General features: G+C 57.5%; 9 protein-coding genes. 3 read left to right on the top strand and 6 right to left on the bottom strand.

All coding sequences use genetic code 11. The features are described from left to right. Nucleotides 1–14: 14 nt before the first annotated feature. The 3 genes from Q1B46_RS01860 to Q1B46_RS01850 are packed head-to-tail and all read right to left on the bottom strand — an operon-like array spanning nucleotide 15 to nucleotide 2,412. Nucleotides 15–686: a CPBP family intramembrane glutamic endopeptidase gene (locus tag Q1B46_RS01860; RefSeq protein ID WP_299944159.1), complete on the bottom strand. Its 672-nt coding sequence runs from the start codon at nucleotides 684–686 to the stop codon at nucleotides 15–17. Beyond that, a complete protein-coding gene (locus Q1B46_RS01855) occupies nucleotides 683–1,330 on the bottom strand; it encodes an aminotransferase class IV family protein (protein WP_299944156.1) in 648 nt (215 codons plus the stop codon). The genes Q1B46_RS01860 and Q1B46_RS01855 overlap by 4 nt, the downstream gene beginning before the upstream one ends. Further along, nucleotides 1,285–2,412: an aminodeoxychorismate synthase component I gene (locus tag Q1B46_RS01850; RefSeq protein WP_299944153.1), complete on the bottom strand. Its 1,128-nt coding sequence runs from the start codon at nucleotides 2,410–2,412 to the stop codon at nucleotides 1,285–1,287. Before Q1B46_RS01850 ends, Q1B46_RS01855 begins: the two co-directional genes overlap by 46 nt. 177 nt (nucleotides 2,413–2,589) lie before the next feature. Between Q1B46_RS01850 and carB the strand changes: the two genes are divergently transcribed. Both carB and Q1B46_RS01840 read left to right on the top strand, forming a co-directional pair. Beyond that, nucleotides 2,590–5,934 (top strand): carbamoyl-phosphate synthase large subunit, encoded by a 3,345-nt coding sequence (carB, locus tag Q1B46_RS01845; RefSeq protein WP_299944150.1) that lies wholly within the window; start codon nucleotides 2,590–2,592, stop codon nucleotides 5,932–5,934. A 100-nt stretch (nucleotides 5,935–6,034) separates the two neighbouring features. Further along, nucleotides 6,035–6,445 (top strand): VOC family protein, encoded by a 411-nt coding sequence (locus Q1B46_RS01840; RefSeq protein ID WP_299944147.1) that lies wholly within the window; start codon nucleotides 6,035–6,037, stop codon nucleotides 6,443–6,445. A 20-nt stretch (nucleotides 6,446–6,465) separates the two neighbouring features. Here the strand turns inward: Q1B46_RS01840 and Q1B46_RS01835 are convergent, their stop codons facing one another. Genes Q1B46_RS01835 through Q1B46_RS01825 form a run of 3 tightly spaced genes read right to left on the bottom strand, consistent with a single transcriptional unit; the run spans nucleotide 6,466 to nucleotide 11,019 of the window. After that, a complete protein-coding gene (locus tag Q1B46_RS01835) occupies nucleotides 6,466–9,507 on the bottom strand; it encodes an efflux RND transporter permease subunit (RefSeq protein ID WP_299944144.1) in 3,042 nt (1,013 codons plus the stop codon). A gap of 10 nt (nucleotides 9,508–9,517) precedes the next feature. Then, a complete protein-coding gene (locus Q1B46_RS01830; protein ID WP_299944141.1) occupies nucleotides 9,518–10,555 on the bottom strand; it encodes an efflux RND transporter periplasmic adaptor subunit in 1,038 nt (345 codons plus the stop codon). Beyond that, nucleotides 10,552–11,019, bottom strand: a complete 468-nt coding sequence (locus tag Q1B46_RS01825; protein WP_299944138.1) for a MarR family transcriptional regulator — start codon at nucleotides 11,017–11,019, stop codon at nucleotides 10,552–10,554. Before Q1B46_RS01825 ends, Q1B46_RS01830 begins: the two co-directional genes overlap by 4 nt. Before the next feature lie 154 nt (nucleotides 11,020–11,173). On the opposite strand from Q1B46_RS01825, the gene Q1B46_RS01820 reads away from it, so the two are divergent. Continuing rightward, nucleotides 11,174–12,298 (top strand): beta-ketoacyl-ACP synthase III, encoded by a 1,125-nt coding sequence (locus Q1B46_RS01820; protein ID WP_299944135.1) that lies wholly within the window; start codon nucleotides 11,174–11,176, stop codon nucleotides 12,296–12,298. Nucleotides 12,299–12,444: the final 146 nt, after the last annotated feature.

The raw sequence follows: 12,444 nt of genomic DNA, 5'->3' as shown, positions 1-12,444 counted from the left end.
GGCAGGTCAAGCCGTCAAAACGGCCTTTGCACATTGCCCGAATAGAAATACACGCCCAGACCAACGGCAAAGATGATATTGCCTGCAATTGCGTGCAGCAGAACGGCATAAAAAAACGACCCGCGCTGGCGATAAGCCCAGCTGAACAGCAGTCCGCCGGCAAAGGTCATGATGGCGACAATCCAGCTCCAATACATCAGATGAGCAAACGAGAAGATGGCCGCGTTCAACATGTCAGCCTTGCGCCCTTGGGGCAGTATAGCGTGGTACCGGCGAAAAAAGAGCGGACGAAACAGCAGTTCTTGTGGCAGGGCCGACAAAAGCGGGTAGCCAACCCAGATGAAGGCCAGCATCTCGGGCCTGTGTTTCAGCAGGAAAAAAGCCGCACCAGGGCGGGCGAGATAGATCAGCGCAGTGCAGAATACCCCTGTCACAAGCGTGAAAACCACTAGTTCCCTCAATGACCAATTTGCCCATCCCTGGCGCAGCTCTGCCCAGCGAAAGCCGGGCGTTGCGTGCAGCAGAACGATCCCCAGACCTGCAAAGGCGAACAGCGCTGGAAACATCCAATTGGGCGGGAAAAACACTGCTATACCCAAAGGGGCCGCAATGAAGAACACGACAAACTCGAACCGCAACCGCAAAATTGCAGCCGGGGTGCCATATATGGCGTCATCGTTGTTCATAGGTCCACCAGCTCCGCAGGGATCAGACCTCGGAGAGAATTTCCCATATACACGGTCTGTGCATCTTTCAAATCGCGCAATGTCAGAACCGCCTCGGTAAACTCTTCTTGTTCCAACAGGTGTTCGCGCAGAATACCAGGCAATAGCCCGCTGGACAGAGGCGGAGTGAACCGCCTTCCATCCAATGTTTCAATAAACAGATTGGTGATCGAACCCTCACACAATTCGCCGCGTTCGTTCAGGAACAGCAGTTCGTCAATCGCTTGAGGCATCTCCGCGCGGGCCTTGTCATATGTTGCGCGTCGGGTGGTTTTGTGGCGCAGCCATATGTCGTCAGAGGTCAAGCGGGTTTCCGAAACTGCCAACCGCCAGATTGGCGGATTGTTGGTAAGCGGGGCGGTGGTCAAATCAAAACCGCCATTGATATTCATGCTCAAGCGACAGCGCAAAGGGGCTTGGCTGACAATCTTGGACAATACCGCCAAAGCAGCGTTCTTGTCGAAGGGCAGCGATAGCGCCTTAGCCGTTTGTGCCATTCGATTCAGGTGTCGGTCCTGTCGGATTAATCCGTGCCCGGGCCGATAACCCAGGGTCTCGATCAGGCGGAAATCAGGCTCAGCTGGTGGGCGAAGCGGGCTTTCCATAACGCCTCCTCATATTCTGATGGCGCAGTGCTATCCCAGACAAGCCCTCCGCCGACGTTCAGGGTTGCCTCGCCGTCTTCGACCATCAGAGTTCGAATGGCCACGTTGAACTCGGACCGACCATCCGGCGCAGCCCATCCGATGGTGCCGCAATAGGCATCACGCGGCCACGGTTCTAATTCAGACAGAATCTCCATGGCGCGAATCTTCGGCGCCCCAGTGATCGAGCCGCAGGGGAAAAGGGCCGTCAGGATATCCGACAAGCCCACACCCACATGCAGTTGCGCCTGCACCAACGAGACCATTTGATGAACGGTCGCATAGGTTTCCACCCTGAACAATTCGGGCACTTTGACGGATCCGGCCAGCGCCACGCGACTGATATCATTGCGCAGCAAGTCAACGATCATCAGGTTCTCGGCCCGGTTCTTTTCGTCGGTCGACAGGAAAGCCCGCCGATGCTCGTCTTCGACCGGGTCCTCGCTGCGGGGCTGGGTACCTTTCATCGGGCGGGTTTCGATCCGACCCTCGGCATCAGTGCGGAAGAACAGTTCAGGTGATCGGCTGAGCAGATCGGGCAGCCCCTCTTGCTCGACCAAGGCGCCGTGGCCTACGGGCTGGCCAGCCGCAAGAGTGGCATAAAGCGCGGCGCTGTCACCGGTCACTTCGAGGTCTATCGGAAAGGTCAAATTGGCCTGATAGATGTCACCAGCACCGATGGCATCATGTACCGTGTGGAAAGCATGGGTGTACCGTGGCTCATCCCAGCGCGGCTGAAATGTGGTGATACCGCCTACCTCTTTCGACAGACCAGTGCGATCGGGTGCATCAAACACCCCAAAGCACAGCAATGGCAGGCGACGCCCCTCGGGCAAGCGATCGGCCAGACGTGGTTCCAACACATAGCCCAGCTCATAACTCGCATATCCCGCCAGCCAGGCCCCGTCTGCGCGCGCCTGATCAAGCGCCGCCAGAGCCTGGGGTACCTCCTGAGCCTCATCCGCGCGGATAATCCGGGATGGGCGCTCGAACCGGGTTCCACGCCCGGCTGGGCCTTGATCGAAACGAATACGCAAGTGCATCCTCATTTACCGTGCTGCGCGATATAGAGGATACGCCAGCGAGGGAAAGAGGGGAAAGTGGCAAATTTGCCCTTGTTTCCGATAGCTCTTGCACCTTTTCGCGCGGTCCCTATAACGCAGGACAATTTGGGCGCTGGGGCGGTGCCCTGACTCGCGGACAATTGAAGGACCAAGGCCATGCCGAGAAGAACCGACATCCAGTCGATCATGATCATCGGGGCAGGCCCCATTGTCATCGGCCAAGCGTGTGAGTTCGACTATTCCGGTGCGCAGGCCTGCAAAGCACTGCGCGAGGAAGGTTACCGGGTCATTCTGGTGAATTCCAACCCCGCCACGATCATGACCGATCCCGGACTGGCCGACGCCACCTACATCGAACCGATCACGCCCGAGGTTGTCGCCAAGATCATCGAGAAAGAACGCCCCGACGCCCTACTGCCCACTATGGGTGGTCAAACTGGCCTGAACACCTCACTTGCGCTGGAAGAGATGGGTGTGTTGGAGGAATTCGGTGTCGAAATGATTGGCGCGACCCGCGACGCCATCGAAATGGCCGAAGACCGCAAATTGTTCCGCGAGGCGATGGATCGGCTGGGCATCGAGAATCCAAAGGCCACAATCGTCACCGCCCCCAAACGCGAAGACGGCAGCACCGATCTGGATGCAGGCGTTCAGATCGCATTGGGCGATCTGGAGAATATCGGCCTGCCCGCCATCATCCGCCCCGCCTTTACCATGGGCGGCACCGGCGGTGGTGTGGCTTACAATCGCGAGGACTATATCCACTTCTGCCGCACCGGCATGGACGCCTCACCGGTAAACCAGATTCTGGTCGATGAATCGCTGCTGGGCTGGAAAGAATTCGAAATGGAGGTCGTCCGCGACAAGGCGGACAATGCCATCATCGTCTGTTCAATCGAGAACATAGACCCGATGGGCGTGCATACCGGTGACTCGATCACCGTGGCCCCTGCCCTGACGCTGACCGACAAGGAATACCAGATCATGCGCAACGGCTCGATTGCCGTGCTGCGCGAGATCGGTGTCGAAACCGGCGGGTCGAACGTGCAATGGGCGATCAACCCCGATGATGGCCGCATGGTTGTGATTGAGATGAACCCGCGCGTGTCGCGCTCGTCCGCGCTGGCGTCGAAAGCAACCGGTTTCCCGATTGCCAAGATCGCTGCGAAACTGGCCGTCGGTTATACGCTGGATGAGCTCGACAACGACATCACCAAGGTCACGCCTGCGTCGTTTGAACCGACCATCGACTATGTTGTCACTAAGATCCCGAAATTCGCATTCGAGAAATTCCCGGGCTCGGAACCCTACCTGACCACCGCGATGAAATCGGTGGGTGAGGCAATGTCTATCGGCCGCACGATCCACGAATCGATGCAAAAGGCGCTGGCCTCGATGGAATCGGGTCTGACCGGGTTTGATGAGGTTGAAATCCCCGGTCTGAACGTCGGCGTCTGGGACGAAGCCGACGACAAGGCCGCGGTGATCAAGGCAATCAGCCAGCAGACCCCCGACCGTCTGCGCACTATCGCGCAAGCCATGCGTCACGGCCTGACGGACGATGAAATCTTCGGCGTCACCAAGTTCGACCCATGGTTCCTGGCTCGCATCCGAGAAATCATCGAAGCCGAGCGGGCGGTTCGCAAAGACGGTCTGCCGGTGACCGAAGACGGCATCCGCAAGCTGAAGATGCTGGGATTCACGGACGCGCGCCTGGGCAACTTGACTGGACGCGACGAAGACAACGTCCGCCGCGCCCGCCGCAATCTGGGTGTGAATGCCGCCTTCAAACGCATCGATACCTGCGCCGCCGAATTCGAGGCGCAGACGCCTTATATGTATTCGACCTATGAGGCCCCAATGATGGGCGAAGTTGAATGCGAGGCACGCCCGAGCGATCGCAAAAAAGTCGTCATCCTTGGCGGCGGCCCGAACCGGATCGGTCAGGGGATCGAGTTTGACTATTGCTGCTGTCACGCCTGTTTCGCGCTGACTGAAGCGGGCTATGAAACCATCATGATCAACTGCAACCCCGAGACAGTGTCGACCGACTACGACACCTCGGACCGGTTGTATTTCGAGCCGCTGACCTTTGAACACGTGATGGAAATTCTGACGAAGGAACTGGAAAACGGCACGTTGCACGGTGTAATCGTGCAATTCGGCGGCCAGACCCCGCTGAAACTGGCAAATGCGCTGGAAGAGGAAGGCATCCCGATCCTCGGCACTACTCCGGACGCCATCGACCTGGCCGAAGATCGCGAGCGGTTCCAGGCGCTGGTCAACGAACTGGGCCTGAAACAGCCCACGAACGGCATCGCCTCAACCGACGAAAAGGCGCTTGAGATTGCCGAAGACATCGGGTTCCCACTGGTGATCCGCCCGTCCTATGTTCTGGGTGGTCGTGCGATGGAAATCGTCCGCGATATGGATCAGCTGAAGCGCTATATCGCCGAGGCCGTTGTGGTGTCGGGCGACAGCCCCGTACTACTCGACAGCTATTTGGCAGGCGCCGTTGAACTAGACGTCGACGCACTGTGCGATGGTACCGACGTGCACGTCGCGGGGATCATGCAGCATATCGAAGAGGCTGGCGTCCACTCGGGCGACTCGGCTTGTTCTTTGCCGCCCTACTCGCTGTCAAAAGAAATCATTGGTCAGATCAAGGAACAGACCTTCAAGCTGGCCAAGGCGTTGAATGTTGTGGGCCTGATGAACGTGCAATTCGCGATCAAGGACGATGAGATTTATCTGATCGAAGTGAACCCCCGTGCCTCACGCACGGTACCGTTTGTCGCCAAAGCGACCGACAGCGCGATTGCCTCCATCGCCGCCCGTGTGATGGCGGGCGAGAAGCTTTCTAACTTCCCGCTGCGCCCGGCCTACAAAACAGTCGACGACACCAAGATCGCCGATCAGATGACATTGGCCGACCCGGACATGCCATGGTTCTCGGTGAAAGAGGCCGTGATGCCTTTCGCCCGTTTCCCCGGCGTCGACACTATTCTTGGCCCCGAGATGCGCTCGACCGGTGAGGTCATGGGTTGGGACCGCGATTTCCCGCGCGCCTTCCTTAAGGCGCAAATGGGGGCCGGTATGGTGCTGCCATCCTCTGGCCGTGCCTTCATCTCGATCAAGGATGCCGACAAAGGTCAGGCCATGCTTGAGGCAGCAAAGGTGCTGCTCGAACAAGGTTTTACACTGGTTGCGACGCGCGGCACACAAAGCTGGCTGGAAGAACAGGGTGTCGTCTGTGAGGTGGTCAATAAAGTCTATGAGGGTCGCCCCGATGTGGTGGACATGTTGAAAGACGGCCAGGTGCAGTTGGTGATGAACACCACCGAAGGCGCGCAGGCGGTTGAAGACAGCAAAGCCATCCGATCCATCGCGCTTTATGACAAGATCCCGTATTTCACCACAGCCGCAGGATCAAACGCCGCCGCACTTGCAATCAAGGCGCAAGCAGAAGGCGATATTGAGGTGAAATCGCTGCAAGGCTAAAATCCGGCAACGACACGTATGAATAGACCCCAGCCTCGGCTGGGGTTTTTTCTTTTCCTCCACGCCAGACACTCGCATTGTTATGGCAGGAGGGCATTCTATGAATCTCTATACCACCTACGGAACCAACGATCTGCCGCGGGCCATTCGCTTCTACGATGCGATCTTTGCGGTGCTAGAGCAGCCACGCCTACCCGGATGGATCGACGGCTGGGCCGGATGGGGCACCGATCCCGACAATGGAACCGGCTTTTGGGTCTGCATGCCATTCGATGGGGCACCCGCCAGTACCGGCAACGGCACGATGATCGCCTTTCCCGCACAAAACGCCGATCAGGTCCGACAGTTTCACGCCACGGGTCTGGAAAACGGCGGCACCGATGAAGGAAAGCCGGGCGTTCGACCCCACTATGAGCCGGGTTTCTACGTGGCCTATCTGCGTGATCCAGATGGCAACAAGCTGTCATGTTTTTATTACCACTATGATCCCGCGAACGATGCGAGCGGCTAAGTCTGCCTCCTGCGCGCGGTTTAGTTGGCGACCAGGTTTCGTTTTTCATCCCGGTTGAAAAACAACATGTAGAAGACCGGCGCGGCAACCATCGTCAGGATACTCGCAAACGCCAGACCGCCCATGATGGTGACAGCCATCGACACAAAGAATGCGTCCGTCAGCAGCGGAGCCATCCCCAGAATGGTCGTGATCGCCGCCAGCATCACCGGGCGCAAACGTGAGACCGACGCCTCGACGATGGCTGGGCGCAAGGCTTTGCCAGTGGCGCGGACAAGATCGATTTCCTCGACCAGTACAATGCCGTTCTTGATCAACATGCCTGACAGGCTCAGCAATCCCAGCAGCGCTGTGAAGGTAAACGGCAAACCCGTCCCAAGCAGACCGATAACGACGCCATTCACAGACATAGGGACCAACAGCCAGATGATAACGGGCTGCCGTATTGCGTTGAACAGCAGCACCGAGATCAACACCATAATCAGCAGGCTCAGGGGTAATTGCCGTCCTAGGCTGGCCTGCGCGTCGCCCGAATCCTCGAATTCACCGCCCCATTCCATGCTGTAGCCGATGGGCAATTCCATCTCTTCAATCGCATTGCGCACCTCGGAATGCACCTGTGCGGCGGTCAAGTCAGATGGAATATCTGCCCCGACCGTGATGGTCAGCACCCGGTCGCGCCGGTGTACCAGCGTATTGAGCGCCTTGTATTCGAACCCGTCCACCATCTGTTCGACCGGGACAAAGCGCTCGGATTGATCTGAATAGACCACCTGATCGACGATTGAATAATCCCCATCGGCCGGACGGCGCAGGATGATCGGAATCTGGCGATCGCGCTCGCGCAAGACACCGCCCGTGATGCCGTCGGTCGAAAACTGCAGCGTGGCCGCGATATCTTCGCGCGTTACACCCGCAGTCTGGGCGCGTTCTGTGGCATAGATCGGCTGCACAGCCAATTCTTGTTCGCGCCAGTCGTGATGCACATGCAGCGCGTTCTGGGATGCGTCTGACATCCGCTGTACGGCTTCCTCGGCCAGTTGCCGCAGAACAACCGGATCACTGCCTGAGAATCTGGCCTGGATCGGGTCGCCTCCTCCGGGGCCAAAGATCAGGCGCTTGGTGCGGAACTCACCCTCGGGGAATTGGACCGAGCCGAACGCCTCAAGATCGGCCTGCAGGGTGGGGATATCGTCCAGCGTTTCGGTGCGGATGATCATATGACCGTAGCTTGGGTTTGGTTTCTCGGCGGCATAGGTTAGCATAAAGCGCGTGGCACCCTGCCCCACGAATGTGGTGACTGAGACGACGTCATCACGCTCGGCCAGCCAGTTTTCGAACACGGCCATGTCTTCGGCGGTACGGGCAATCGGTGTGCCTTGTGGCAGTTTGTAATGCACAAAGAACAACGGTGTGTTCGAGTTAGGGAAAAACTGCTGTTTCATCAGCCCAAAACCCGCAAAACAGACGACCGTGAACCCAATCAACCCGGCAACCACCAGCCACCGGAAACGCAGTGCCCAATTCAGGATTGCGCCATAGACACGGAATAGAACGCCGCTATAGGCGTCAATCTCACCTTCTTTGCCCTGCTTGAAGAAATAGTGCCCCAGCATCGGAGTGACCGTGATCGCCAGAACCCAGCTCAGCAGCAGTGAAATGCCGATCACTGCGAATAATGAGAACAAGAACTCCCCAGTCGCATCGGGGCTGAGCCCGATCCCGGCGAAGGCCATGATGCCGATCACCGTCGCGCCCAGCAGCGGGATTTGCGTTTTCGACGCGACCTCTTCCGCCGCATCACGCGAGGATTTGCCCCGCAACATCGAGATCTGCATCCCCTCAGCCACAACGATGGCGTTATCGACCAGCATCCCCATGGCGATGATCAAGGCGCCAAGCGAAATCCGCTCCATCTCGATCGAGAAGACCGACATGAAAAGCAGCGTACCCACCACCGTTAGCAAAAGGGTTGTGCCGACGACGATGGCTGCGCGCCATCCCATGAAGATACCCAAAACCGCGACCACGATGCTGACTGACATGGCAAGGTTCAGCAGGAAGGCGTTCGAGGCCTCATCGACAACAACATGCTGCTGATAAATGGGCAGGATTTCGACACCATATGGGATCTCGGAATCCAGCTCGGCCAGTTTTGCATCTGCACGCTGACCGACTTCAACGATGTTTTCGGTGGCCAGTCCGGCAATGCCCAGCGTGAACGCTTCGGTGCCATTGAAACGGATCATGATATCGGGATCGTTTTGCCTCCCCCGATAGACGTCAGACATGTCGAACAGGTTTATCACCTGCCCTTGCGACCCGACCGAAAGCCCGGCGATCGCAGACACACTGTCCGACCCCTCCGCCGTCAGGATCGTCGTCCGGTCACTCTCGGACCTCAGCGAGCCTGAGGCGTTGACCGAATCCGCATTTGCGATAGCTTCGTTGATCGCCTGCAGCGGGACGTTCTGATTGACCGAGATCGACAGGTCAGGTTCGATAAAGATCGCCTCGTCCGGCAGACCTTGAACCTCGACATCAGCCACACCGCTGACTGTTAGCAATTCGCGACGCAGGAAGGTTGCCAACTCATGCTTCTCTGCGTCGGAAAACCCGTCTGCCGTTACCGCATAGAACAGGCCGAACACATCCCCGAACCCGTCATTCACATACGGAGCACCAACACCCGACGGTAGACCGCGCGCCGCATCGCGCACCTTGGCGCGCAGGCGGGTCCATATATCGGGCAACTCACTGCCGTCATAGGTAGATTTGATCTCGACCTCGATCAGCGACTGGCCGGGTTGGTTGACCGAGGTGATGACATCTACCTCGCCCATCTGCTGAATGGCAGATTCCAACGGCTCGGAAACCTCCAACGCCACCTGCTCGGCAGTCGCACCGGGATACTGTGTGGCGATAACCGCTTGTTTGATTGTGAATGCCGGATCTTCAAGACGGCCCAGCGACAGGAAGCCCCAGATGCCTCCGAACAGGGCGATCAGAATGAACAGCCACGTATACAGTGGCCGGTCGATCGAAGCGCGTGCGATGCTCATCAAACAGCCCTCAATTCGAGAAGCCGACAAAGCGACGGACAGACTGACCGTCGCCGAGCGCGCCACCCCCGGCCACGACAATTTCATCGCCATCCGACAGGCCAGTAAGCACCCGAACATCACCGCTCTGCGTGGGTTCAATGGTTACGGGTACGCGACGGACGGTACCTTCATCCGCCCCAACCGGAGAATAGATCAGCACACCAAGTGCTCCGCTTGCATCGGCGACAATCGCCGTCGGTGGAATTATGATCCCAGTACGCTCGTCCTGCACCTGAACCGTGACAGTCGCGGATGAACCAGGCAGGATCTGCAGCCCTTCCGGTGGTGTCAAACCGAACTGGATGCGGAAGGTCTGACCTACGCTAGAGGATTCGGCATCGAATTCTCGTATCTCCAGCGGAAATATTTCATCGCTGACCGGGAACTTGGCCGTGATCGTGATATCATCCTGCTGTCCTGAACGCTGAAACAGGATTTCGGGCACATCGACTTCGATCCGTAGCTCGGACATGTCGTGAATGCGAACGATAGGGGTGCCAGCCGAGACCGTGGTAAACGCCTCGACCGCGCGGCTTGAAACCAGCGCATCGAAAGGCGCGGTCAGGGTTGCATGTTCCAGTGCATATTCAGCGTCGCGCTCTTCAATTGCGGCCAGTTGCGCCGCAGTTTCGGCGTCGTCAACGGCCACTTGGCTGGCTGCCGTACCGCGCAGGCGCGACAGGCGGGCAAGCGTTCGATCCGCCTGATCTCTCTGTAACCGGGTGCGATCGCGCTGCAGCTCGAACGGTTCCTGATCGAGACGGGCAATCAGTTCGCCTTTGGGGATAACAAAACCTTCGCTCACCGGCATTTCGACGATTTGCCCCGCAACTTGAAACGCCAGATCAACCGTTTGGCGTGCCGCGACACGGCCAAAAAACTGGCGTGAAAAGCCAGGTGCGGTTTCGCTGACCTGCATCAATTTGACAGGCTTTGCCGTTTCTTGCGCAAACGATGGCGCAACCAAAACGGCCAGTGCGAGGCTCAGAGAGGTCAGGAGTTTCATTTCTTCAATCCCTCGGGAATTCCGGTTTTCAGAATGTTTTCGCGTATTTTGCAGGCCAGACGGGCAAATTCGGCGGTTTCTTCACTGTTCAGGCCAGAGGCGCTGCGAAACAGCTCTCCGGCCACGGCAACCAGCATGTTGCGTGCCTCTTCGCCCTGTTCGGTCAAAATCAGAAGCCAGGCGCGGCGGTCTTCGGGGTCGCGTTGGCGGGTCAGATGGCCCGATTGTTCCAGCGCGTCAGCGGTTGCAGTAATCGTCGACGGCAAAGTCAACATATCCGCAGCCAGCACCCCCATGCGTTTGGGCACGTCCAACTTGATCAGCATATGACATTCCTGATGGCTCAGGTCTGTTTCGATGCAATCAAAGCTTTCTTCCAGTTTCCAATAGAGCGCATAGACTCCCATCATCGCCTGAATCTCAGGGCTGAGGCGTCCTAATCGGGTGCTGATATCGTCTGACATGGGTCTCTTTCGTCCGAGTCGCGGTTGAATATACTTCAATTTTTGAACCATTCAAGTTTTGAACGGGTTTCACAGACATTCCCTTGGGTCAAGACGTCTTGATCAAACCCTACAAGGACTGCATTTTGGGCAGATCATGAAATCAGGACCCGCCATGCACACTCCTGCCATCACCGGTACCGGTGTCTATACGCCCGAAAACGTCATCACCAACGCCGAGCTTGTCATTGCATTCAATGCCTATGCGGACCGTATGAATGCCGAGAATGCGGATGCGATTGCGGCGGGTCAGGTCGAACCGATGCAGCATTCCTCGGAAGAATTCATCCTCAAGGCGTCAGGGATCGAGAACCGGTATGTGATGGATAAGACCGGCGTATTGGACCCCGAAATCATGCATCCCTCGCTGCGGCAGCGCACTGATGAAGAGCCCGGTATCATGACCGAGATGGCTGTGGATGCGTGCCGCAAGGCACTGGAACAGGCCGGGCGCAGCGCGAAGGATGTCGATCTGGTGATCTGCGCGGCTTCCAACCATGAACGCGCCTACCCGGCGATTGCCATCGAAATTCAGCAGGCACTAGGGATCGACGGGTTCGGATTTGACATGAACGTGGCTTGTTCTTCCGCCACTTTCGGCATTCAGGCCGCAGCAGACATGGTGCGATCCGGTTCGGTCCGGGCAGCGCTGGTGGTCAACCCCGAGATATGCTCGGGCCATCTGGAATGGCGCGATCGGGATTGTCACTTCATCTTTGGTGATGTGGCCACCGCGACGCTGATCGAACGGATCGAAGACGCCAAAGGCCCGCATTTCGAAATTATCTCGACCCGGTGCGCCACGGCGTTTTCTAACAATATCCGCAACAATAACGGCTTCCTTCGACGCTCTCGTCCGGATGGGGTCGCCGATCGTCGCGACATGCAGTTCATGCAGAACGGCCGCAAGGTGTTTAAGGAAGTGCTGCCGATGGTCAGCAAGCACATCAGCGACCACATGACGGCTGAAGGTTTTAACAGCGGCGATCTGAAACGCCTATGGCTCCATCAGGCAAACAAGACGATGAACGACTTCATTGGCAAGAAGGTTCTGGGTCGTGAACCCGAGGCGAGCGAGCAGCCCAACATTCTGCAGGATTACGCCAACACATCTTCGGCCGGATCGATCATTGCCTTTTCAAAGCATTCCGGCGATTTGGAAGAGGGTGACGTGGGCTTGATCTGCTCATTCGGTGCCGGATATTCGGTTGGTTCGGTTATATTGAAACGGCACCGATAATCATCACGCTTCAGTTCCCTTCTCCCTCGTCCCACTATCGGCTGGTATCGCCTTAGGTCGGTTTGCTTTCTGAAAGCCTTTTCAGACAAATCCCACCATTCCTTCATCTTCGATCAACACATCGAGAACGGGTGCCAGGGGCATCC

Source organism: uncultured Ruegeria sp. (assembly GCF_947500045.1).
GTDB lineage: Bacteria > Pseudomonadota > Alphaproteobacteria > Rhodobacterales > Rhodobacteraceae > Ruegeria.
This window is presented reverse-complemented; position numbering and strand designations above follow the sequence as displayed.